The organism is Streptomyces sp. NPDC045846, assembly GCF_056431605.1.
The window spans coordinates 152,269-173,867 of the sequence record NZ_JBWKKJ010000006.1 but is presented as its reverse complement, the minus strand read 5'-3'; the positions used below and the strand labels follow the sequence as shown (position 1 = coordinate 173,867).

21 protein-coding genes are annotated in these 21,599 nt (G+C 72.2%); 14 read left to right on the top strand and 7 right to left on the bottom strand.

Annotated elements, in window-relative coordinates:
* Nucleotides 1-72: 72 nt before the first annotated feature.
* Complete coding sequence (locus AC07F3_RS18285; protein WP_479115219.1) at nucleotides 73-1,125, top strand: chitinase; 1,053 nt, start codon at nucleotides 73-75, stop codon at nucleotides 1,123-1,125.
* Nucleotides 1,126-1,182: 57 nt separating this feature from the next.
* Here the strand turns inward: AC07F3_RS18285 and AC07F3_RS18280 are convergent, their stop codons facing one another.
* Nucleotides 1,183-1,548 (bottom strand): luciferase domain-containing protein, encoded by a 366-nt coding sequence (locus AC07F3_RS18280; RefSeq protein WP_479115217.1) that lies wholly within the window; start codon nucleotides 1,546-1,548, stop codon nucleotides 1,183-1,185.
* Between the two features lie 844 nt (nucleotides 1,549-2,392).
* On the opposite strand from AC07F3_RS18280, the gene AC07F3_RS18275 reads away from it, so the two are divergent.
* The 7 genes from AC07F3_RS18275 (at nucleotide 2,393) to AC07F3_RS18245 (ending at nucleotide 10,997) form a co-directional block, all read left to right on the top strand.
* Nucleotides 2,393-2,620, top strand: coding sequence for a type A2 lantipeptide (locus tag AC07F3_RS18275; protein ID WP_114035089.1), 228 nt, complete (start codon nucleotides 2,393-2,395; stop codon nucleotides 2,618-2,620).
* Between the two features lie 85 nt (nucleotides 2,621-2,705).
* Complete coding sequence (locus AC07F3_RS18270) at nucleotides 2,706-3,512, top strand: hypothetical protein (protein ID WP_479115215.1); 807 nt, start codon at nucleotides 2,706-2,708, stop codon at nucleotides 3,510-3,512.
* Nucleotides 3,497-5,782: an NHLP family bacteriocin export ABC transporter peptidase/permease/ATPase subunit gene (locus AC07F3_RS18265; RefSeq protein ID WP_479115213.1), complete on the top strand. Its 2,286-nt coding sequence runs from the start codon at nucleotides 3,497-3,499 to the stop codon at nucleotides 5,780-5,782. The genes AC07F3_RS18270 and AC07F3_RS18265 overlap by 16 nt, the downstream gene beginning before the upstream one ends.
* 10 nt (nucleotides 5,783-5,792) lie before the next feature.
* On the top strand, nucleotides 5,793-8,627 hold the full coding sequence (locus tag AC07F3_RS18260) for an NHLP bacteriocin export ABC transporter permease/ATPase subunit (RefSeq protein ID WP_479115852.1): 2,835 nt from the start codon (nucleotides 5,793-5,795) through the stop codon (nucleotides 8,625-8,627).
* A 161-nt stretch (nucleotides 8,628-8,788) separates the two neighbouring features.
* Nucleotides 8,789-9,694: a zinc metalloprotease HtpX gene (htpX, locus tag AC07F3_RS18255; RefSeq protein WP_479115211.1), complete on the top strand. Its 906-nt coding sequence runs from the start codon at nucleotides 8,789-8,791 to the stop codon at nucleotides 9,692-9,694.
* A gap of 44 nt (nucleotides 9,695-9,738) precedes the next feature.
* Nucleotides 9,739-10,317 (top strand): PspA-associated protein PspAB, encoded by a 579-nt coding sequence (pspAB, locus tag AC07F3_RS18250; protein ID WP_479115209.1) that lies wholly within the window; start codon nucleotides 9,739-9,741, stop codon nucleotides 10,315-10,317.
* Nucleotides 10,318-10,430: 113 nt separating this feature from the next.
* Nucleotides 10,431-10,997 (top strand): phospholipase domain-containing protein, encoded by a 567-nt coding sequence (locus AC07F3_RS18245; RefSeq protein ID WP_479115207.1) that lies wholly within the window; start codon nucleotides 10,431-10,433, stop codon nucleotides 10,995-10,997.
* A 24-nt stretch (nucleotides 10,998-11,021) separates the two neighbouring features.
* Here AC07F3_RS18245 and AC07F3_RS18240 read toward each other — a convergent pair whose 3' ends face one another.
* The 5 genes from AC07F3_RS18240 to AC07F3_RS18220 all read right to left on the bottom strand — a co-directional run bounded on the left by AC07F3_RS18240 (nucleotide 11,022) and on the right by AC07F3_RS18220 (nucleotide 14,875).
* Nucleotides 11,022-11,489: a DUF3574 domain-containing protein gene (locus AC07F3_RS18240; protein WP_479115205.1), complete on the bottom strand. Its 468-nt coding sequence runs from the start codon at nucleotides 11,487-11,489 to the stop codon at nucleotides 11,022-11,024.
* A gap of 75 nt (nucleotides 11,490-11,564) precedes the next feature.
* Nucleotides 11,565-12,518 (bottom strand): DNA-binding protein, encoded by a 954-nt coding sequence (locus tag AC07F3_RS18235; RefSeq protein ID WP_479115203.1) that lies wholly within the window; start codon nucleotides 12,516-12,518, stop codon nucleotides 11,565-11,567.
* Nucleotides 12,515-13,729, bottom strand: coding sequence for an MAB_1171c family putative transporter (locus AC07F3_RS18230; RefSeq protein WP_479115201.1), 1,215 nt, complete (start codon nucleotides 13,727-13,729; stop codon nucleotides 12,515-12,517). The genes AC07F3_RS18235 and AC07F3_RS18230 overlap by 4 nt, the downstream gene beginning before the upstream one ends.
* The gene (locus AC07F3_RS18225) at nucleotides 13,726-14,301 is read right to left on the bottom strand and encodes a hypothetical protein (RefSeq protein ID WP_147267272.1); all 576 of its coding nucleotides are present in this window, start codon (nucleotides 14,299-14,301) and stop codon (nucleotides 13,726-13,728) included. The genes AC07F3_RS18230 and AC07F3_RS18225 overlap by 4 nt, the downstream gene beginning before the upstream one ends.
* Nucleotides 14,302-14,452: 151 nt before the next feature.
* The gene (locus AC07F3_RS18220) at nucleotides 14,453-14,875 is read right to left on the bottom strand and encodes a YjbQ family protein (RefSeq protein WP_479115199.1); all 423 of its coding nucleotides are present in this window, start codon (nucleotides 14,873-14,875) and stop codon (nucleotides 14,453-14,455) included.
* 59 nt (nucleotides 14,876-14,934) lie between these two features.
* On the opposite strand from AC07F3_RS18220, the gene AC07F3_RS18215 reads away from it, so the two are divergent.
* The 6 genes from AC07F3_RS18215 (at nucleotide 14,935) to AC07F3_RS18190 (ending at nucleotide 20,320) form a co-directional block, all read left to right on the top strand.
* Nucleotides 14,935-15,090 (top strand): putative leader peptide, encoded by a 156-nt coding sequence (locus tag AC07F3_RS18215; RefSeq protein ID WP_479115197.1) that lies wholly within the window; start codon nucleotides 14,935-14,937, stop codon nucleotides 15,088-15,090.
* A 235-nt stretch (nucleotides 15,091-15,325) separates the two neighbouring features.
* Complete coding sequence (locus AC07F3_RS18210; protein ID WP_479115196.1) at nucleotides 15,326-16,210, top strand: ABC transporter permease; 885 nt, start codon at nucleotides 15,326-15,328, stop codon at nucleotides 16,208-16,210.
* Nucleotides 16,183-16,932: an ABC transporter ATP-binding protein gene (locus AC07F3_RS18205; RefSeq protein WP_479115194.1), complete on the top strand. Its 750-nt coding sequence runs from the start codon at nucleotides 16,183-16,185 to the stop codon at nucleotides 16,930-16,932. Before AC07F3_RS18210 ends, AC07F3_RS18205 begins: the two co-directional genes overlap by 28 nt.
* A gap of 25 nt (nucleotides 16,933-16,957) precedes the next feature.
* Nucleotides 16,958-17,989 carry an ABC transporter substrate-binding protein gene (locus tag AC07F3_RS18200; protein WP_479115192.1) on the top strand — a complete coding sequence of 344 codons (1,032 nt, stop codon included), beginning with the start codon at nucleotides 16,958-16,960 and terminating at the stop codon, nucleotides 17,987-17,989.
* Nucleotides 17,989-19,197, top strand: coding sequence for an LLM class flavin-dependent oxidoreductase (locus tag AC07F3_RS18195; RefSeq protein WP_479115190.1), 1,209 nt, complete (start codon nucleotides 17,989-17,991; stop codon nucleotides 19,195-19,197). The genes AC07F3_RS18200 and AC07F3_RS18195 overlap by 1 nt, the downstream gene beginning before the upstream one ends.
* 25 nt (nucleotides 19,198-19,222) lie before the next feature.
* Nucleotides 19,223-20,320 (top strand): NAD(P)-binding domain-containing protein, encoded by a 1,098-nt coding sequence (locus AC07F3_RS18190; RefSeq protein WP_479115188.1) that lies wholly within the window; start codon nucleotides 19,223-19,225, stop codon nucleotides 20,318-20,320.
* 72 nt (nucleotides 20,321-20,392) lie between these two features.
* Here the strand turns inward: AC07F3_RS18190 and mltG are convergent, their stop codons facing one another.
* Nucleotides 20,393-21,220 carry an endolytic transglycosylase MltG gene (mltG, locus tag AC07F3_RS18185; RefSeq protein ID WP_479115186.1) on the bottom strand — a complete coding sequence of 276 codons (828 nt, stop codon included), beginning with the start codon at nucleotides 21,218-21,220 and terminating at the stop codon, nucleotides 20,393-20,395.
* Nucleotides 21,221-21,599: the final 379 nt, after the last annotated feature.

The following is a 21,599-nucleotide window of genomic DNA, read 5'->3' as shown; positions in this document are numbered from 1 at the left end:
TCCTCAGGTCCCCCCACGGTCCAGGAGCCGCCGCGCCCCCACCGAGGCGCTCCCGGAGGCAAGGAGCACAGCATGATCGGGCGTACGTTACGTCTGCTGGGAGCCGGTCTGGCGCTGGTTCTCGCGGCCCAGGCCCCGGTGGCCGCGGCGCCGGGCTCGGCCCGGACCGACACCTGCGCGGTCAAGTCGCGGCCCGCGGGCAAGGTGCTGCAGGGCTACTGGGAGAACTGGGACGGCGCCGCCAACGGCGTCCACCCGCCGCTGGGCTGGATCCCGGTGACCGACTCCCGCATCGCCGCGCACGGCTACAACGTCGTCAACGCCGCCTTCCCGGTGATCCTGTCGGACGGCACCGTCCTGTGGCAGGACGGCATGGACTCGACGGTGAAGGTGCCCACCCCCGCCGAGATGTGCCAGGCGAAGGCCGCGGGCCAGACGATCCTGATGTCCATCGGCGGGGCCGCGGCCGGCATCGACCTCGGTTCGAGCGCGGTCGCCGACCGGTTCGTGGCCACGCTCGTGCCGATCCTCAAGCAGTACAACTTCGACGGGATCGACATCGACATCGAGACCGGTCTGGTGGGCAGCGGAAGCATCACCACCCTGTCCGACTCGCAGGCCAACCTGGTCCGCGTCATCGACGGCGTACTCGCCCAGATGCCCCCGAACTTCGGCCTGACGATGGCCCCGGAGACGGCGTACGTCACCGGCGGCAGCGTGGCCTACGGCTCGATCTGGGGCGCGTACCTGCCCATCGTGAAGAAGTACGCGGACAACGGCCGCCTGTGGTGGCTCAACATGCAGTACTACAACGGCAGCATGTACGGATGCTCCGGGGACTCCTACGAGGCCGGTACGGTCGACGGCTTCACGGCCCAGACCGCCTGTCTCGACCGGGGCCTCGTCGTCCAGGGCACGACGATCAGGGTGCCCTACGACCGGCAGGTCCCGGGCCTTCCGGCACAGCCGGGCGCGGGCGGCGGATACATGACGACCGATCAGGTGGCGCAGGCCTGGAGCGCCTTCGGCGGCGGGCTCAAGGGTCTGATGACCTGGTCCCTGAACTGGGACGGCTCGAAGAACTGGACGTTCGGCGACAACGTCAGGGCGCTGCAAGGGCGTTGACGCGGCAGGGGCGCCGGGCCGCACGCCACCCCCGCCCCCCGGTGTCGGGGATTCCCCTCAGACCGCCCTGGGCCCGTGGGCGAGGAGCCTGCCGACCGCCCGCCGCGCGGCGGGCATCATGCCCCGCACCGGGAGCTCCAGGACGGTCCGCTCCGGACCGCTCTGGAGCGGGACGGCCGGGCGGTACCAGGTGCACGGGGAGAGGAGGGGGCCGGGCGGGCCGCCCGTATGGGCCTTGAGGGCGACGCTGACCAGGGTGAGCAGCAGGTCCACGTCCGAGTCGCAGTCCAGCAGTATGGTCACCCACGCGGATCCGGGTTTGAGGCGGATCGCGGTGCTGTGTCTCAGCTCGGTCCGCAGGCGCTCGATGGCGGTGCGGGTGAGATGCAGGTCGGCCGCGAATCCGGAATGGAAATGCACCACTTCGTATTCCGCCGTGAAAAGCGCCTCCCCAACTGCGCAGCGGGGCCGGCCACTTACCAGGTTCGGCCATGATTGCAACTGTTCCATGGCGCGATGAGCCGCGGTCATAACGCCATCCTCGCGCACACTTCACCCGAAGGACCACCCCCAGCCACCCACGGATGAGTTTCGTGGCCGGTCCGCGCCCGGTGACCTGCGGCCCAGGGCAGCACTTCACGGTATTCACCTCCGCGTCATCTTCCGTACAGGTGACCGGATCTCGCGGCCGGCCCCGGTTCCGGCGGCCCGCTCGGCGGACTTCCGGCGGGTCGCGGCACGCCGAGACCCGCGTCGCGGCACGCCGAGACCCGCTCGGCCAACCGCCCGGCGTTCTACCCCGACTCGCGTGCTGTGCCTGCGAATGTCCCGAACCCCGCCCTTATGGATCCTGAAGTACGGGCGTGGCGCACCCCCCTCCTCCCGGCACGCGGCGGCACTTCCGTGCCTCGGAGGCAAGCGGAGGGGCATCTTCCGAAAACCTGCACACCGAATGCGCAGGGCCGTCACCGTGGCCACGGACGGGTCTCGGGTCCGGACCGGAGCCCGGGGCTTTGGGGCGGGAGTGTCCCAGTTGAGAAAGGTGAGCACCTCGCCCGAGGAATTCATCTCGTGAAGCTCGTGAAGAATCTGACCCCGAATCATGAACACACCTGCACGCGACGGCAATTCAGAGCTCCACAGAACCCCCGAACCGCCCCGGAGCGATTGGCTGTGAAAGCCGTCGGCGTGTTTTGATCCTGGCCACTGCGGGAGCCCCGGCAAGGAGTTCCCGCCAGGAAATGTCCCCATGAAAGGCAGTACTCCCATGAACAACGCTCCCCAGGTCGAGACCCTCGAGATCTCCGACGCCGACCTCGACAACGTGTCCGGCGGCCTCGTCGGTACCGTGGTCGGCAACGTGACCGGCACCGCCGACTCCGTTCTCCCGGTCTCCGGCATCGTCGGCTCCGTCACGGGTCTCGTCGGCTCGGTCACGGGCGTGAACACCGGCGCCGTCACCGGCCTGGCCTCTGGCCTCGTCGCCGGTCTCTGAGATCGCGCACGAGCCCCGGAACCCTCGGTTCCGGGGCTCATTGCCGATGAATGCGCGCATGGTTCACGGTTAGGGAAAGAGTTCCGTGCAGTTTCGCCAGCAGGCCCTTTCCAAACTGCAGTCACCGGAGGAACTCGACCTGCCGGTGCGTTTCGCACGCCCGCAGGGCCGACTCGTTCTCTTCGTCACGGTGCTGGTCATGGCCGCCGCGTGTTTCTGGGCGGTGACGGGTTCCGTTTCCTCCACGATCGACGCACCCGGCATCCTCACCCACGCACAGGGCAGCTATGTCCTGCAGAGCCCCCTCGCGGGCCAGGTGACCGGTGTGTTCGCCAAGGAGGGCGAGACCCTCGCGGCCGACGCGCCGCTCCTCAAGGTCCGTACCGCACAGGGCGACCGGATCGTCCGCGCGATCGCGGCGGGCCGCCTCACCAGTCTCTCCGCCACCATCGGCTCCGTCGTCGCCACGGGCGCGAACCTGGCGAGCGTGGAGCGCACCGGCGGCCCCGACGACCCCCTGATGGTGATGCTGTACGTGCCCGGCGACAGCACGGCGAGCGTCCCGCCCGGCGCGGCGGTCGACCTCACCGTGCAGTCCGTCCCGGCCGAGCGGTACGGGGTGCTGCGCGGCCGGGTGGCGGCGGTCGGCAGGGCTCCGCAGACCCAGCAGCAGATCGCCGCCTTCCTCGGCGACGGGCAGTTGGCCGAGCAGTTCTCGCAGCACGGCAGGCCGGTGGGGGTGCTGGTGCGACTCGACCGTACGCCCGCCACGAAGTCCGGCTACCGCTGGTCCTCGGCCCAGGGCCCGCCGTTCGCCGTCGACTCCATGACCCTGGCCACCGGCACCGTCCACCTGGCCGACCGGCGTCCCATCGATTGGCTGCTCCCGTGACCGCACCCTCCCCCACCACCCCACCGCTCCCGCCCACCGGCCACGGTCGGCGCCGCCCGCCCAACTCGACTGGTGCGGGCCGCCGTTCACGCCCGCGTGGCGCACCGAAGGCCCCCCGCACGAAGACCGTGCGCAGCCCCACCGTCCTCCAGATGGAGGCGCTGGAGTGCGGCGCGGCGTCGCTCGCCATGGTGCTCGCCCACCACGGACGCCATGTGCCGCTGGAGGAGCTGCGGATCGCGTGCGGCGTCTCGCGCGACGGCTCACGCGCCAGCAACGTCCTGAAGGCTGCCCGCGGCTACGGCCTCACCGCCAAGGGCATGCAGATGGAACCGGCCGCGCTCGCCGAGGTGCAGGCGCCCGCCATCCTGTTCTGGGAGTTCAACCACTACGTCGTCTACGACGGCATGGGCCGGCGCCTCGGGCGGCGGGGCGTGCACATCAACGACCCCGACAAGGGCCGCCGCTTCGTGCCGACGGAGGACTTCGACACCAGCTTCACCGGCGTCGTCCTGGTCCTGGAGCCCGGCCCCTCCTTCCGGCGCGGCGGCAGGAAGCCCGGTGTCCTCGGCGCGCTGCCCGCACGGCTGCGCGGGACCACGGGCACGATGCTGGCCTCGCTGCTCGCCAGTCTGCTGCTCGTGGCCGTCGGCGCCACGCTGCCCGCGCTGAGCCGCACGTACATCGACCTGTTCCTGGTGGGCCGTCAAACCTCGCTGCTGGGCGTGCTGTTCGCGGCGATGGGCACCATGGTGGCGCTCACCGTCGTGCTGACCTGGCTCCAGCAGGCGAACCTGCTGCGGGGGCGCATCATCTCCTCCACGCTCAGCAGCGCCCGCTTCTTCCGGCACCTGCTGCGGCTTCCCGTCACGTTCTTCGCGCAGCGCAGCCCCGCCGACCTGGTCCAGCGGCTCCAGTCCAACGACGCGGTCGCCGAGACGCTGGCGCGCGACCTGACCGCGGCGGCCGTGGACGGCATCGTGGTGCTGCTCTACGCCTTCCTGCTGTGGACCTACGATCCCCAGCTCACCCTCATCGGGGTGGGCATCGCCCTGCTCAACGTCGTCGCGATGCGCATCGTCGTGCGGCTGCGGGCCACCCGTACCCAGAAGCTGCGCGCCGACAGCGCGCGCCTCACCAACACCTCGTACACCGGGCTCCAGTTGATCGAGACGATGAAGGCCACCGGCGGCGAGAACGGGTACTTCCGGCGCTGGGCCGGTCAGCACGCCACGACGCTGGAGGAGCAGCAGCGCCTGGGGGTGCCGAGCGCCTGGCTCGGGGTGGTCGCCCCGGCGCTCGCCACGCTCAACAGCGCGCTGATCCTGTGGATCGGCGGGCTGCGGGCGGTGGAGGGCCACATCTCCATCGGTCTGCTCGTCGCGTTCCAGGCGCTGGTGACCCGCTTCACCGCGCCGGTCACCCGGCTCAACGGCGTCGCGGGCCGCATCCAGGACTTCGCGGCCGACGTGGCTCGTCTCAAGGACGTCGAGAACTTCCCCGCCGACGCGCTGCACACCCGCCCGGAACCGGCCGCGAGCACGCGCCGCCTCAAGGGCCATGTCACGCTCGAAGACATCACGTTCGGCTACAGCCCCCTCGACAAGCCCCTGCTGACGGGCTTCTCGCTGACCGTCGGGCCGGGGCAGCAGGTGGCCCTGGTCGGCGGCTCCGGGAGCGGCAAGTCGACGGTCTCCCGGCTGATCTCGGGGCTCTACGCCCCCTGGGAGGGCACCATCCGCATCGACGGCCGGCGTCTCGAGGACATCCCGCGCGGCGCGCTCGCCGCCTCGGTCTCCTTCGTCGACCAGGACGTCTTCCTCTTCGAGGGCACGGTCCGCGACAACGTCGCCCTGTGGGACCCCTCCGTCCCGGACGACGCCGTGGTCGCCGCCCTCAAGGACGCCGCGCTGTACGAGGTCGTCGCGCGCCGGCCCGGCGGCATCCACAGCCGGGTCGAGCAGGACGGGCGCAACTTCTCCGGCGGCCAGCGCCAGCGCCTGGAGATCGCGCGGGCGCTGGTGCGGCGGCCGAGCATCCTCGTCCTCGACGAGGTCACCAGCGCCCTGGACGCCGAGACCGAGCACGTCATCATCGACAACCTGCGCCGCCGAGGCTGCGCCTGCGTCGTCATCGCCCACCGCCTGAGCACGGTCCGCGACAGCGACGAGATCGTGGTGCTCGACCACGGCACCGTGGTCGAACGCGGCAGGCACGAGGACCTCCTCGCCGCCGCGGGGCCGTACGCCGATCTGGTCAGGGAGCACTGAGGTGACCTCCATGCATCCGGTCGCCGACCCCGGCGCCGCCGGGCACGACGCCGTCGTCGGCGCGCTCGGCGGGCTCGGACAGCACGTCGACTGCGCCGGTCTCGGCGGCTTCTCCCTGGAGGGGCCGCAGGTGCTGTGGCTGGTGGTGAGCGGCGCCCTCGACCTGTTCGCGGTCGACGCGGCGGCCCAGGGCCACTGGCACTTCCTCGGCCGCCTGGAGCCCGGGACCCTGCTGCTCGGCCCCGTCGAGGGCCCGCAGCACACCCTGGTCGGGCGCCCCTTGAGGGAGTGCGTGCTGCGCCGCATCCCGTTGCGCGAGCTGTACGGGTCGCCGGACCCGTACGCGGGGCAGTACCTCAGCCAGTACGACACCGGGGACGCGGCCCTCAGCCTGCTGGAGCACGCCTTCTCGCTCGGGGTCGGGCGCGGTCAACGCGTGCTGTTCGAGGCCCCGTTGGACGGCCGCACCGCGCTCGACGAGGCGGTGGCCGACGACGACATCCTCTGGCTCCCGGTGTCGCCCGGCAGTGTGCAGTACGGGGCGGCCTTCAGCGCGGAGGCGGCCGGAGACCTGCTGGTCGACGGCGCCCTGTGGCAGGGCATGGTCAACCGGCAGTACCGGCTGCTCGCCGCCCTCGACCGCTGGATCGAGCACCTGGAGCGGGCGCACGAGGACCGGGCCGCGGCCGGCATCAAGGCGGGCGAGGCCGTCCGCGAGGAGGCCGACCGGGCGCTGCTCACCTCCATCGGCCAACGCCGCAAGGCGCCTTCGCGTACCCCGGGCTCCGGTGACGACGCCACCTACGCGGCCTGCCGCCTGGTGGCCGGGGCGGCCGGGATCACCCTCGCCGACCCGGCGCTCGGCGGCGCCGTGAGCGACCGCATCGACCCGGTCGAGCAGGTCGCGGTCGCCTCGCGCATCCGTACCCGGCCGGTGCGCCTGGACGGGCGCTGGTGGCGCGAGGACTCCGGCCCGCTGGTGGGCCACCGGACGAGCGGCACGCCGGTCGCCCTGCTGTGGCGGCGCGGTGGATACGAGGCCGTGCACCCGGCGTCCGGCCGGCGTACCCGGGTGGACGCGGGCAACGCGGACGAGTTCGAGCGGCGCGCCGTCATGTTCTACCGGCCGTTGCCGGAGAAGGCGCTGGGCAAGTGGGGGCTGCTGCGGTTCAGCCTGCGCGGCACCCGCGGCGATATGCGCAATCTGCTGCTCGCCGGTCTGGTGACCGTGGCGCTCGGCGCGCTGGTGCCGCTCGCGACCGGCCAGGTGCTCGGCGTCTACGTGCCGCGCGCCGAGAGCGGTCTCATCGTGCAGGTCTCGCTCGCCGTCATCGTCAGCGCCGTCGTGTCCGCCGCGTTCACACTGCTCCAGAACCTCACCATCCTGCGCATGGAAGGGCGGATCGAGAGCACGCTCCAACCCGCCGTGTGGGACCGGCTGTTGAGGCTGCCGACGAAGTTCTTCACCGAGCGCTCGACCGGTGAACTGGCCGGCGCGGCGATGGGGGTCAGCGCGATCCGCCGGGTGCTCTCGGGCATCGGCCCGGTGGCCGTGCAGGCGGGCACGGTCGGCGTGGTGAACCTGGTCCTGCTGCTGTGCTTCAGCGTGCCGCTGGCGCTGGTGGCGCTCGCCCTGCTGGTCGTGATCGCCCTGGTGTTCCTGACCCTCGGGATGTGGGAGCTGCGCTGGCAGCGCCGACTGGTCGAGCTGGGCAACAAGCTCAACAACCAGGCGTTCCAGACCCTGCGCGGGCTGCCCAAGCTGCGGGTGGCGGCGGCGGAGAGCTTCGCGTACGGCGCGTGGGCGGGCGAGTTCGCGCGCAGCCGGGAGCTCCAGAAGCGGGCCGGCCGGATCAAGAACCTGACGACCGTCCTCAACGCGGTGTATCTGCCGCTGTGTTCGCTCCTCCTGTTCGTCCTGCTGGCGGGCCCGGCCCGCGGCGCCCTGTCGGCGAGCGCCTTCCTCACCTTCAACACGGCCGTGACGATGCTGCTGACCGCGGTCACCCAGCTCACCGGCGCGTTCATCTCCGCGGCCGCCGTGCTGCCCATGTTCGAGCAGATCAAGCCGGTGCTCGACGAGGCGCCCGAGGTGCGCGGGGCCAGCACCCAGCCCGGCGTCCTGTCCGGCGGGATCGAGGCACGGGGCCTGTCCTTCCGCTACACCGACGACGGGCCGCTGGTCCTGGACGACGTGTCCCTGAAGGTGGCCCCGGGCGAGTTCGTGGCGGTGGTCGGGCCGAGCGGCTGCGGCAAGTCGACCCTGCTGCGGCTGCTCATCGGCTTCGACGACCCGGTCTCGGGCAGCGTCCTGTACGACGGCCAGGACCTGGCGGCCCTGGACCGGGCGGCCGTGCGCCGCCAGTGCGGGGTCGTGCTGCAGAACGCCCAGCCGCTCACCGGATCGATCCTGGACTGCGTCTGCGGGGCCGAGGTGTTCACGCAGGAGGAGGTGTGGGAGGCCGCCGCGATGGCGGGCCTCGCCGAGGACATCAAGCGGATGCCGATGGGGCTGCACACCATGATCTCCGGTGGCGGGGCCGTGTCGGGCGGCCAGCGCCAGCGGCTCATGATCGCCCAGGCGCTGGTGCGGCGCCCCCGCGTGCTGTTCTTCGACGAGGCCACCAGCGCCCTCGACAACGAGACCCAGCGCGTCGTGATCGAGAGCACCCGGAGCCTCAGGGCCACCCGCGTGGTGATCGCCCACCGGCTCTCCACGGTCCTGGACGCCGACCGCGTGATCGTGATGTCCGAGGGCCGGATCGTCCAGCAGGGCCCGCCCGCCGAACTCCTCGCCGACCCCCGCGGGCGCCTGCACGAACTGGTCCGCCGGCAGCTGCGCTGAACGGTGGGCGCGGTGGCATGGTGGAGAGTGAGCAGCACTTCACCGGTCCTGGAGAACGCCATGATCAAGAGGAATGCGCCGTCCCTCCTTTGGCCCCCGGCCCCGGCCGCGCGGCCCCGTGCGCGGGCGGGCGACGCCGATCCGGGCCGGGTGTGACGGCCGTGCACAGCCGCTTCGAGCCCGACCGGCAGCTCACCGCCCGGATGCTGACCACGGTGTTCCTGCTCGGACTGCTGTACGTGGCGTTCGTCGCCGCACTCCTGGTCCTGCTCAAGTCGACGCTGGTGGTCGTCGTGGTGGCCGCCGCCGTCCTGTGGTCGCAGTACTGGTTCTCCGACAAGGTCGCCCTGTACGCGATGCACGGCCGCGTCGTCACCCGCGAGCAGCAGCCCCAACTGCACGGCATCGTCGACCGGTTGTGCGCTACCGCGGACATGCCGAGGCCCCAGGTCGCGGTCTCCGACATCGATCTGCCGAACGCGTTCGCGACCGGCCGCAACGCCGACCACGCGGTCCTGTGCGTCACCACCGGGCTGCTGCGGCGCCTCGAACCGGACGAGCTGGAAGGGGTCCTGGCGCACGAGCTGTCGCACGTCGCCCACCGCGACGTCGCGGTGATCACGGTCGCCTCGTTCCTCGGCGTCATCGCCGGACTCGTCGTCCGCTTCGCCTTCTACTCCCAGCTGTACGGGGGTCGCGGGCGGCGCGACCAGAACACCATGGCCGTCCTGATGGGCGTCATGGCGGTCTCGGCGCTGGTGTACTCGCTGAGCTTCCTCCTCATCCGGGCGCTGTCCCGCTACCGGGAACTGGCCGCCGACCGGGCCGGGGCGCTCCTCACCGGGCGCCCCTCGGCCCTCGCCTCGGCGCTGACCAAGCTCGACGGGGACATCGCCCGCATCCCGAGCAAGGACCTCAGGACGGCGAGCGCGTTCAACGCCTTCTACTTCGTCCCGGCCTTCGGCGCGGGCAGCAGCCTCGCCCGGCTCTTCGCCACCCACCCGAGCCTGGAGCAGCGCCTGGAGCGGCTGGCGAAGATCTCCGCGGATCTTGGCCGACCCGCCTGAGGCGCGGCCACCGACCCTGCCCCCTTTGAACGAGGACGGAGCGCATGGGCTTCCTGGACATCCTGCTCGGGCGCACCCGGCCCGCCCCGCCCGACCTGGACCGGCTGTTCGCCCTGCCGTCGGCGGCGGTCACCCTGGAGGCGGCCGCCGGGTTCACCCCGACCGGCCGGGGCTCGGTGTGCTTCACCACGGTGGAGGGGGCCGCCTTCGCGCGGATCCGCCAGGACGTGACGGACCTGCTGAACGCGGACGCCGAACGCGACGCGTCCTGCGTCGAGTTCAGCCGCGACTCCTACGGGTACTCCTGGCTGCTGTCCCGCCGCTCCCCCGACGACCTGGCGGCGCTCGTCGGCGATCTGCACGCCGTGAACACCGCGCTGGAGGGAGCGGGCTTCGGCCCCCAACTCCTGTGCTCCCTGATCGGGTTCGAGGACGCCGAGGGCCAGGCGTTCGCCCTGGTGTACCTCTACAAGCGGGGCACCTTCTACCCCTTCGCTCCGCTGTCCGGGGAGCGCCGTGACAACGCGCTGGAGCTGCGGATCAGGGCGGTCGTGGCGGACGACCTGCGCGTCGAGGGCGATCTGTCGCGCTGGTTCCCGGTGTGGGGCGCACCGGGCCTGTGAGGCTCCTGAGCCCCAACGGGCCGGCCGGCCCCCTCCGTTGAACGAAGGGCCGCCCGCTGCCGTACTGGAGGACGTCCCTGTCGCGTACCGACCTCCCGCCCGAAGGGCCCGCTGTGAGGCATGCACCCAAGCGCGTCGCGCCCCGCTGGGCGGTGGCGCTGGCGGCCGTGAGCGCCCTCGCGGGCACCGCGGCCGCACGGCCCGCACGGGGGCCCGCGCCGTCCGTGACGGCGGTCGACGACTGCGCCCGGGGCGGGGTGGACGTCACGGCGAGCAACGGGGGTGACGCGCCGTTCACCTTCCAACTGGCGGGAGTCTCGGCCACCGTGGAGCCGGGCCGGTCGCGGACCATCCTGGTCCCGGTCGCCGAGCGGCAGAGCTACCGTTTCACCGTCCTCGGGCCAGGCGGCTTCCGCCAGGACGTGAGCGGCGTACGGGACTGCGCCTCGGCCTCCCCGTCTCCCCCGCCCATCCCGTCGCCCGCCGCCTCCGCGCCGCCGATGACCGGTGCGGACCGGGCCGCCGGGGCCCGGCCCGCTCCCGTCGCGCCCCGCGACCCGGCGGCGGACGGGCGCGGGCTGCGGGGCGCCGCGTTCAGCGACCTCGACTCCCTGATCACCGGGACGGTGCTGGTGCTGCTCGGCGCGATGCTCTTCGTCGTACGGCGGCTCACGCGCTGAGCGCCGCGCGCCGGGCGGCCGGGCTCAGAAGTCGGCCTGGGCCTTCACATCGGCCCGGCCGACGGATTCGAGCCCGTACATCGAGCAGTACAGGTGGCGGATGTACTCGATGTCGGGGTCGTGGGTGCGGGCCTCGCGCTGGGGATAGAGCACGGTGAGTTCGTAGGAGAGCTCGCGGTTGATGCTGCCGGTCTTGTCCCGCCACTGGCCGCGGCCCTGCTGGATGGTCAGTCCGGACGGGAAGCGGGGTGTCACCACGTCGGCGACGAACTTCATGAACTGCTCGTCGGTTATGGGTGGTTCCCCGTTGTGGCGGCCCGTGCCGAAGTAGAGATGGGTGGCCAGGTACGGACTGCCGTGCGTGGCGGTCTCCGGCTGGGTCGCGGCGGCCCTGCCGTAGGCGACTTCGGACACGGGCCCGCCGGTGGCGAAGAGGAGGACGACCGCCACGATGGCGGCGGCCGCGGGCGTGGACACCCTGATGTGAAGCATGTGGTCCCTGTCTGTCGGGTGGTGGTGGGGTGGAACCTGGCTGGTCCTCGCGGGCCGGGCGGCTCCCGGCCGGCCCTAGCGGGAAGGACGTTCCTGGCCGTCGACGTGCCGGGGGACGGATTCCAGAAGGAAGGCCGCCGCGTTCCGCAGGTTCGGGGGCACCGCCGCGCAGCCGCGTAAGCGGTCGGCGGTGCGGGCGAGGGTCTCGGTCGTCCGGACCGAGCCGATGGCCGCGGCGCGCGGGGCGAGGTCCCTGATGAGGTCCTCGGCCTCGCGCCAGGCTCCGGCGCCGGCCAGGGCGTCGAGGAGCTCCGCGGTGAACAGGTGGCGGTACGAGGGGCCGGGCGCGGTGGCGGCTTCGTACAGCAGGGGGACGGCGCGGTCCCAGTCGCCCAGCCTGGCCAGGACCCACCCGTGGTGGCCCGTGAGTTCGGGCTGGTCGATCCACCAGGCCCAGGGCGGGTCGTGGCGCGAGGCGCCGTCCAGGAACCGGCTGCGGGCCCGGGAGATGAGCCGGTCCGCTTCCCGGTCACCGCCCAGCATCGCGGTCGCGTGCGCCCGGCGGACCAGGACGAGGGTGGCGACCAGGGTGGGCAGCGGGCGGGGCCCGGCCACCCGGGCGGCGCTCTCCAGGGCGGCCCCCGGGCGTCCGGCGCGGGCGTGGAGCATGCTGTCGTTGAGCAGCACCAGGCGGGCGATCGCGAGGTCGCCGCAGCGGTGCGCGAGGTCCAGGGCGCGGGCGTTCATCCGGCGGGCCGCGCCGTTCAGGCCCGCGTCGAACAGGATCCAGCCGATCACTTCGCAGAGTTCGGCGAGCGCGGCGAGCAGGTCGCCGTCCGCCCCGGCCGACCGCGCCGGGTCGGCCGACAGCTCCGGGAGGCTCCGCAGCAGCTCGCGGACCTCGGGCACCGCGGCCGTCGCCCCGTGCGCGGCGTCGAGGGCCACGAGGCGCTCGACTTCCGCCCGCGCGAAGGCGGTCAGCCGGTCGCGGCCGGCGCCGTGGCACGGCGGGGGGCACGCCTGGGTCATGAGGCGATTCTGTCGGGCACGCGCACCGCCCGGCCCTGGGTGAGTGCGGTGAACGAGGACGCCACCTGGGTCAGCCACTCCACCTCGTCACGGAAGTCGTCGTACGGCGGCCGTGCCGGGATGTCGGAGGCGTCGGCCTGCTCGTCGCGCTCCTCGGCCGGGCGGTTCAGGACGGCCCGCACCTGGAGCGCCTCGCCGAGCGGCGACGTGGGGTCCTCGGGCAGGCCCAGCGAGCGGGCCACGCGGGAGAAGTCGGCGAGCGAGAGCGAGGTGCGCAGCATCAGCTGGCCGTCGCGTATCTCGATGACGCGCCGGTAGAGGCTGTAGTGCGGGTCGCGCGGCGGGACCAGGTCGCGGGCCCAGGACCGGGGCGGGTCGAGCGCGATGTCCGGCGAGGCCTGGTACAGCGCCCACCACAGGGGTCGCAGCCGCAGGTAGGAGCGGTAGCTGCGCAGCCAGCCCAGGGCGCGGGTGATGTGGATGCCCCAGGACGGGATGGTCCAGCCGGTGATCTGGAGCAGGGCGCCGATGGTGCCGCACGACCACTGGATGGGGTCGAGGGCAGAGGCGTCGTAGTGCAGCCGGGTGCCGGCGATCTGGATGCTGCGGGTGACGCAGTAGACGAGGATCAGGCTGGCGCCGACCGTCACGGTCCGCATGCCGACCTTCAGCCACTGCCGGTTGGCCATCTTGGTGAAGCGCAGCGAGAGCCGGACCGTCTCGAACTGCCCGATACCGCAGATGACGAGGTAGAACGACATGTACAGCGCGTACCGGCCGTCCTGGATGCTGAGCAGGATCGTCGACGTGGCGGTCTTGGCGCTGGCCACCGGACTGACCGCGAGGGAGGCCACCACCAGGACGCACAGGGCGGCCCCGAAGAACAGCACCCGGTGCCTGGCCCGGCGCTGTGCCTCCTCGGGCGGCGACGACCAGTGGACGAGGACGACCTGCTGGGCGGCGGTGAGGACGACGACGGCGACCTGGACGATCAGCGAGGTGATGTTGGGCAGGCCGAACAGGTCGGAGATGTGCACCCGCAGCGCGTCCAGGTCGACCAGGAAGCTGATCCCGGAGCACAGGAAGTAGACGCACAGCGCCCACAGGGCGACGTCGTGCCTTCTGCGCAGCAGGTCCGGCAGCCGGTAGGCGAAGGCGGCGAGGCCGCCGAGGGAGCAGACCCAGGTGAGTATGCCGTTGACCGCGTTCATGACGGGTCCGGGTGGCCGACGCCGTTCTCGATGCGGGCGACGATCTCCGCGGCCTCCTCCGGGACGCCCCAGGCGGGTTCCAGCCACCGCTTGGTGGCGCGGGCCAGGATCAACGAGGCCATCGTCTCGGCTTCCTGCTCCTCGTCGTCGCTGTAGCGCGAGCGCATCAACATGCTCTGCACGACGGCCGGTTCGACATCCGTGAACAACTGACTCGTATCACTGCGGTCGAATTCCACGGACCCGCGATGCGCGAAGGCGATATGCGACAGTTCATGGGCAATGATGTGTTCTTTGTGCGACGGGGAGGCGGCCTTCTCGTAAGCGATGATGTCGAACTCGTCGAGTTTCAGCCACAGCCCGAAGAGATGGCGTTCCGGGAAGGGCATCGGAATCAGATGGATGGGCCGCTGGTTCTGTGTGCTGAGATAGCGGTGGAGTTCATCAATACCGCACCCGTGCTCCATGCCCCAGTCCGCGAGCAGCGCCTCACAGGTTTGACGAACCTTTTTGAGACGGCGCCTGAGCCGACGGTCCTCCGGCGACGGTAACGCAGAGCCAGACACCTTCATCCTTAGCCTTCCACGCCTTCCACGCTGGAGAAGCAGGCCGTTGCAATGCCGATTCGGTGGTGCCGGGGATTCGGGCTGCCGACCCCCGGCGGACAACGCGGCCATGATGCCACACCCTCAACTCACCGAGCGGGTAAGCACCTTTACCAACTCAGCCGAGAAAACTCAGCCGCACCTGCCGGTTGGCATTGTCCTTGTTCGTGTCCACCAGGCACACCGACTGCCAGGTGCCCAGGGCGAGCCGCCCGCCGATGACCGGCAGGGTGGCGTGCGGCGGCACCAGGGCGGGCAGCACGTGGTCGCGGCCGTGGCCGGGACTGCCGTGCCGGTGCTGCCAGCGGTCGTCAGCGGGCAGCAGCGTGTGCAGGGCCGCGAGCAGGTCGTCGTCGCTGCCGGCGCCGGTCTCCAGGACGGCGACGCCGGCCGTGGCGTGCGGCACGAAGACGTTGAGCAGGCCGTCGCGGCCCGCCGCCCGTTGGCGCAGGAACTCCTCGCAGTCCCCGGTCAGATCGGCAACCGTCTCGCGGGAGCCGGTCGCGATGTGCAGGACGTGGGTGCTGAAGACGTCGGACATGCCCCCATCTTCCCGCCCGCGCCCGGGGTTCGCGCGCGGGCGCACCGGGGTGGCGCCCGATGGGCAAGATCGCGCGTCCGAGGGGCGAGACACCGTTGACCTCGTCCGGAACGGGTCGCTACGTTCGCGCCATGTCGCGTACAGCCCTGCTCACCACGCGCGGTCACATCGACCTGCTGCGGGTGGCCTCCGCCGCCTGTTGTCGCGGCCGCTGACGTCGTTTCAGCCGGAGCCGACGCCTCCGTCCGCCTGCCGCGGCCGGATGTCGCACCCCGCGCCTTCGTACGCCTCTCCTTCCTCCTGAGCCTCACCGCCGCCCGCTGACGCGTCCGGCCGGACGGCCACGCCCGCACCACCGCCCCGTGCCCGCGCACACCGGCGTCGTGGTCGCGGCCGCCGTCGTCCCCCGGGCGCGCCGCGGCCGTCCTCCCCTTCGACCATGGAGTCCCCATGACCGTCGACCACGCGCCGCCGGATATATCCGTCGATTCCGGTAGTTCCTCCTCGGCCCCGCCCACCGGTCCCCAGCTCGAACCGGTCGTTCCGCTCGCCTCCCGCCGCGGCCTGGCGGCCTCCGTGCCGCGCTGGGTGCGCCGTACCGCCGGGCCGCTGACGCTGCTCGTGGTGTGGCAAGTCCTCAGCGCCACCGGGGTGTTGAGCCCCGACACGCTGGCCTCGCCCGGCACCGTGGCTCGCGCCGGGGCCGATCTGATCGCGGACGGCACGCTGCCGTCGGCGATGGGCATCTCGCTCCAGCGGGTGGCCGTCGGGCTGCTCATCGGCGGCGCGGCCGGGATCGGCCTCGCCCTCCTGTCCGGTCTCTCACGCCTCGGCGAGGATCTGATCGACGCCACCGTGCAGATGCTGCGCACCGTGCCCTGGGTGGGCCTGATTCCGCTGTTCATCATCTGGCTGGGCATCGGCGAGGCCCCGAAGGTCGCCCTGATCGCGCTCGGCGTGGCCTTCCACCTGTATCTGAACGTGTACGCCGGGATCCGCGGCGTCGATGCCCAACTCGTCGAGGCCGGACAGGCGTTGGGGCTCGGCCGCTGGGGGCTGGTGCGCCACGTGGTGCTGCCGGGCGCGCTGCCCGGCGCCATGACCGGGCTGCGCTACTCGCTCGCCACCGCCTGGCTCGCCCTGGTCTTCGGGGAGTCGATCAACGCGGACGCCGGCATCGGCTTCCTGATGAACCAGGCCCGCGAGTTCTTCCGCACCGACGTGATCGTCGTCTGCCTGGTCGTGTACGCCTTCCTCGGCCTGCTCGCCGACGCCGTCGTCCGCACTCTCGAAAGGCTGCTGCTCCAATGGCGACCGACCTTCACGGGCCAGTGACCACCGCGAACACCGACGCCGTACGGGTCGAGGGGCTGACTCGGTCCTTCGACGGGCGGCCCGTCATCGACGGGCTCGATCTCACGCTGCGGGCGGGCGAGTTCACCGCGCTGCTCGGCCGCAGCGGGTGCGGGAAGTCGACGCTGCTGCGGGTGCTCGCCGGACTCGACCGGGAGATCGAGGGCACGGTGCTCGTGCCCAGGCGGCGGGCCGTCGCCTTTCAGGCACCGCGGCTGATGCCGTGGAAGCGGGTGTGGCGCAACGTCCTGCTCGGGCTGCCGGGCAAGCCCCGACGGGATGTCGCCGAGGCCGCGTTGGAGGAGGTGGGGCTCGGTCACCGGTCGGGAGCGTGGCCCAAAACGCTGTCCGGCGGCGAGGCCCAGCGCGCCTCACTGGCCCGGGCCCTGGTGCGCGAGCCGGATCTCCTGCTGCTCGACGAACCGTTCGGCGCGCTGGACGCGCTGACCCGGATCAAGGCACAGCAGCTGGTCGCCGAGCTGTGGCAGCGGCGCGGGTGCGCGGTCCTGCTCGTCACGCACGACGTGGACGAGGCGCTGCTGCTCGCCGACCGCGTACTGGTGATGCGGGACGGCGCCATCGCCCATGACGCGCCCCTCGGCCTCGACCGCCCCCGCACGGTCGGTGCGCCCGGCTTCGCGGCCCTGCGGTCCCGGCTCCTGGAGGAACTGGGCGTACAGACGCCCGCCGCCGCCTCCGCCTGACCCTTCACGAAGGAAGTACGTACTCGTGCGACGCCACACCCTGCCCTCCCTCCTCCTGCCGATCTCCCTGCTGCTCGCCGCGTGCGGCGGCAACTCCGCCGCCGACGCCAAGAGCGGGCCGGGCGCGGGGTCCGGCGCGATCACGCTCAACGTCGGTGACCAGAAGGGCGGTTCCGAGGCGGTCCTGAAGGCCGCCGGGGAACTCGACCACCTCGACTACACGATCAAGTGGTCCACGTTCACCTCGGGCCCGCCCCTGCTCGAAGCGGTCAACGCCAAGGCCGTCGACATCGGCGCGGTGGGAAACACACCGCCCGTGTTCGCCGCGGGCGCCGACTCGAAGATCAAGGTGGTGGCGGCCAGCCACGGCTCCTCCGCCGGCGAGAGCATCCTGGTCCCCGAGGACTCCCCGCTGAAGCGCCCCTCGGACCTGCGGGGCAAGTCGATCGCCGTGGCCCAGGGAAGCTCCGCCCACTACCAGCTGCTGGCCGCGCTGAAGAAGGCCGGCCTCACCATCGGCGACGTCCGGCTCAGCTATCTCCAGCCCGCCGACGCGCTGGCCGCCTTCAGCCGCGGCAAGGTCGACGCCTGGGCGGTGTGGGACCCGTACACCGCCCAGGTCCTCGGCGCGCACAAGGGGCGGGTCCTGACGACCGGCGAGGGCGTGGTCAACGGCCTGGGGTTCCAGGTCGCGGCGCCCTCCTCGCTCGGCGACCCGGCGAAGGCAAAGGCCATCGGGGACTACCTCCAGCGCCTCAACCGCGCCCAGGACTGGGTCTTCCGGCATCCCGAGGCCTGGGCGAAGGTCTGGTCGAAGGAGACCGGGCTGCCCTACGACGTGGCACTCGACTCGGTGCGGCGCAGCAACGGCACGCGGGTCGCGGTGGCCGTGGACGCCGCGGCCGTCGCCTCCGAGCAGCAGATCGCCGACACCTTCGCCGACCTCAAGCTGATCCCGCGCCGCTTCTCCTTCAAGGACTACGTCGACACCCGCTTCAACGGCTCCCTTCCCGCCTCCACCACCGCCCCCCGCTCGTACGGAAAGGCCTCCTCCTGATGACCGTCCATCTGCACTGGTTCCTGCCCACCGGCGGTGACGGCCGGACCCTGGTCGACCGGCACGCCTACACCGACGGAGGCATCACACGCTCGCGGATCACTCCGACCGGCGGGGTGCGCGCGCCCGACATCGAGTACCTGGCCCAGATCGCCAAGGCGGCCGAGCAGTTGGGCTTCGAAGCGGTCCTGACACCCACGGGCACCTGGTGCGAGGACGCCTGGCTGACGACGGCCGCGCTGGCCCAGCACACCGAGCGGCTCAAGTTCCTCGTCGCCTTCCGGCCGGGCGTCATCTCCCCCGTCCTCGCCGCCCAGATGGCGGCCACCTACCAGCGCATCACCCGGGGCCGACTGCTGCTCAACGTGGTGACGGGCGGCGACTCGACCGAGCAGCGGCGCTTCGGCGACCACCTCGACCACGACCGCCGCTACGCGCGGACCTCGGAGTTCCTGTCCGTGGTGCGCGGGGTGTGGCGCGGGCGGCCCTACGACTTCAATGGCGTGCACTACCAGGTGGAGGGCGGCCTGACCGCGCTGCCGCCGGACCCGCTGCCGGAGATCTTCTTCGGGGGCTCATCGGCGGCGGCCGGGCCGGTGGCCGCCGACCACGCCGATGTGTATCTGACCTGGGGCGAGCCGCCCGCGCAGGTGAAGCAGAAGATCGACTGGATCCGGGGGCTCGCCGAGGAGCGGGGGCGCACGGTCCGGTTCGGCATCCGGCTGCACACCATCTCGCGGGACTCGGCGCACGAGGCGTGGGCGACGGCCGACCGGCTGCTCGGCGACCTCGACGCCGAGACGATCGCGGCGGCCCAGCAGGCGCTCGGCAGGAGCGAGTCGGTGGGCCAGCAGCGGATGCTCGCCCTGCACGGCGGCTCGCGGGACGAGCTGGAGATCTCGCCGAACCTGTGGGCGGGCGTCGGTCTGGTGCGGGGCGGGGCGGGCACGGCCCTGGTCGGCAGCCACGCGGACGTGGCCGACCGGATCGAGGAGTACCACGAGCTCGGGATCGAGCACTTCGTGCTGTCCGGCTATCCGCACCTGGAGGAGGCGTACTGGTTCGGGGAGGGCGTGACCCCCGAGCTCGCCACGCGGGGGCTGCTGCCGCGGATTCCGGCCTCGCCGCTGCTGGGCGTGCCCGCCGCGAACGGCCGCCCGGCCTCCGCGCCGGGCGGGGCCCCGCTCCTGGTGGGGGGCGGGCGCTGACCCCGGGAAGATCCACGCACCCCGCATGGTTGGTAGAACCGTGAACGACTTCGGGGTGCGAGACGTGGACGTGGTGGTCATCGGCGCCGGGCAGGCGGGCCTGTCCGGCGCCTACCACCTGCGGCGGGCGGGCCTGGAGCCCGGTCGTGACTTCGTGGTGCTCGACCACGCGCCGCGGCCGGGCGGCGCCTGGCAGTTCCGCTGGCCCTCGCTCACGTACGGCAAGGTGCACGGCATGCACGCGCTGCCGGGCATGGAGCTGACCGGGGCGCCGGCCGACCGTCCCTCCTCGGAGGTCGTCGGGGCGTACTTCAGTGCCTACGAGGACGCCTTCGACCTGCGGGTGCACCGGCCGGTCGAGGTGCGGGCGGTGCGGGAGGGCGAGGGGGGACGGCTGCTGGTCGAGACCTCGGAGGGCGACTACGCGGCGCGGGCGCTGATCAACGCGACCGGCACCTGGGACCGGCCGTTCTGGCCGCGCTACCCGGGCCAGGAGACGTTCCGGGGGCGGCAGTTGCACACCGCGACCTATCCGGGGCCCGAGGCGTTCGCGGGGCAGCGGGTGGTCGTGGTCGGCGGCGGGGCCTCGGGCACCCAGCATCTGATGGAGATCGCCGAAGTCGCGGCGGAGACGACCTGGGTCACCCGGCGCCCGCCGGTCTTCCGCGAAGGCCCCTTCGACGCGGAGGCCGGCCGCGAGGCCGTGGCGATGGTCGAGGAGCGCGTACGGCTCGGCCTGCCGCCCAGGAGCGTGGTCTCGGTGACGGGGCTGCCCCTGAACGACGCCGTGCGGGCGGCCCGGGCCAAGGGCGTTCTTGACCGGCTGCCGATGTTCGACCGGATCACCGAGCACGGGGTGGCGTGGAAGGACGGGCGCAGTATCGAGGCCGACGTCATCGTCTGGGCCACCGGCTTCCGCCCGGTCGTCGACCATCTCGCCCCGCTGCGGCTGCGCGAGCCGGGCGGCGGCATCCGGCTGGAGGGGACCCGGGCGGCGAGGGACGAGCGGGTGCATCTGGTCGGCTACGGTCCGTCGGCGTCGACGATCGGCGCCAACCGGGCCGGGCGGGCGGCGGTGCGGGAGATCAAGCGGCTGCTCGACCGCGAGCCCGCCCTCGTCTGACCGGCGGGATACGGCGGGCCCGACCGACCGGGCCCGCGGGGCGCGGCGAGTCCGACCGGCCGGTCCCGCAGTTCAGCCCGCTTCGCCCGTCTTCCTCTGGTTCTCGTTGAACTCCCTTACGTTCAGCTGCTGTTGTGCGTAGCTGTCGGTGAAGCGCGTGTCGCCGGGCGCCACCGTCACGAAGTACAGCCAGTTGCCCGGCGTCGGATCGATGGCGGCGTTCAGCGCCTGCTGGCCCGGGTTCGCGATGGGGGTCGGCGGCAGGCCCTTGTGCTCGTAGGTGTTGTACGGGCTGTCGGTCCTGGTGTCGCCCGCGGTGGTGGTCAGCGTGGAGCGGTTGAGCGCGTAGTTCAGCGTCGAGTCCATCTGGAGCGGCATCCCGCGGGCCAGCCGGTTGCGGATGACGCGCGCGACCTTGCCCATGTCGGCCGTGGAGTCGGCCTCGGCCTGCACGATCCCGGCGACGATCACCGTCTGATACACCGTCAGGCCTCCGCGCCGGGCACCCGCGGCGATGCCGTCCTGACCGAAGTGCTTGTTGGCGGTCTCGACCATGTAGGCGAGCAGACCGCCGGGGGTGGTGTCGTCCGTGATCGGATAGGTCGCCGGGAACAGATAGCCCTCGGGGTTGCCCCTGGCCTCGGCCGGGAGCTTGAGCTCCGCCGAGGCGGCGGCCGCCCTGGTGGTGCCGGGCGGCAGGTCGAGGCGCTTGTCGACGGCCGCGTAGACCTGGGTGGCCCGCCAGCCCTCCGGCACGACGAGGGACCTGGTCGGGGCGCCGGTCTCGCGCAGCACCAGAACGAGCACCACACCGGCCACGACGAGCAGCGCGACCAGCAGCAGGATGAGCCGGCCACGGCGGGTGAGCCGGGCCCGTCGACGGTACGAGGTCTCACTCATGGCGGCACGCTACCCCCAGATATGAGGCAAATCAGACATTCAGCAGGGGCCGACACGCACCACGCCCGGCCTTGGGGAACACACGAACAGGGGATCGGTTGTTCGCTGGTACGCGTGATCGTCTCGGCATTCGTTGCTCAACTCCCTTGTGGCGAAGGATGCTTGAGGGGCGCAAGCGACGGGCTGCAGACCGGCGGTGCGCAGTCCCACACGGCATCTGTCCGATGCCCATCGCACAAGGAGAAAGCACCACCATGAACCTCATCACCGACCTGCTCGCCGGCGTCCTCCACTTCATCGGCTGGCTCGTCTGACGATCGTCACGCCCGGCGCCGTCGTTCCCCGTCCCACGGGAGCGGCGGCGTCGCCGTGTGCGCCC

Bases quoted from the DNA above. Each gene is read 5' to 3' on its own strand.
- AC07F3_RS18285 (WP_479115219.1), top strand. From the start codon at position 73: ATGATCGGGCGTACGTTACGTCTGCTGGGAGCCGGTCTGGCGCTGGTT.
- AC07F3_RS18275 (WP_114035089.1), top strand. From the start codon at position 2,393: ATGAACAACGCTCCCCAGGTCGAGACCCTCGAGATCTCCGACGCCGAC.
- AC07F3_RS18260 (WP_479115852.1), top strand. From the start codon at position 5,793: ATGCATCCGGTCGCCGACCCCGGCGCCGCCGGGCACGACGCCGTCGTC.
- pspAB (WP_479115209.1), top strand. From the start codon at position 9,739: ATGGGCTTCCTGGACATCCTGCTCGGGCGCACCCGGCCCGCCCCGCCC.
- AC07F3_RS18240 (WP_479115205.1), bottom strand. From the start codon at position 11,489: ATGCTTCACATCAGGGTGTCCACGCCCGCGGCCGCCGCCATCGTGGCG.
- AC07F3_RS18235 (WP_479115203.1), bottom strand. From the start codon at position 12,518: ATGACCCAGGCGTGCCCCCCGCCGTGCCACGGCGCCGGCCGCGACCGG.
- AC07F3_RS18230 (WP_479115201.1), bottom strand. From the start codon at position 13,729: ATGAACGCGGTCAACGGCATACTCACCTGGGTCTGCTCCCTCGGCGGC.
- AC07F3_RS18225 (WP_147267272.1), bottom strand. From the start codon at position 14,301: ATGAAGGTGTCTGGCTCTGCGTTACCGTCGCCGGAGGACCGTCGGCTC.
- AC07F3_RS18220 (WP_479115199.1), bottom strand. From the start codon at position 14,875: ATGTCCGACGTCTTCAGCACCCACGTCCTGCACATCGCGACCGGCTCC.
- AC07F3_RS18215 (WP_479115197.1), top strand. From the start codon at position 14,935: ATGGGCAAGATCGCGCGTCCGAGGGGCGAGACACCGTTGACCTCGTCC.
- AC07F3_RS18210 (WP_479115196.1), top strand. From the start codon at position 15,326: ATGACCGTCGACCACGCGCCGCCGGATATATCCGTCGATTCCGGTAGT.
- AC07F3_RS18205 (WP_479115194.1), top strand. From the start codon at position 16,183: ATGGCGACCGACCTTCACGGGCCAGTGACCACCGCGAACACCGACGCC.
- AC07F3_RS18195 (WP_479115190.1), top strand. From the start codon at position 17,989: ATGACCGTCCATCTGCACTGGTTCCTGCCCACCGGCGGTGACGGCCGG.
- AC07F3_RS18190 (WP_479115188.1), top strand. From the start codon at position 19,223: ATGGTTGGTAGAACCGTGAACGACTTCGGGGTGCGAGACGTGGACGTG.
- mltG (WP_479115186.1), bottom strand. From the start codon at position 21,220: ATGAGTGAGACCTCGTACCGTCGACGGGCCCGGCTCACCCGCCGTGGC.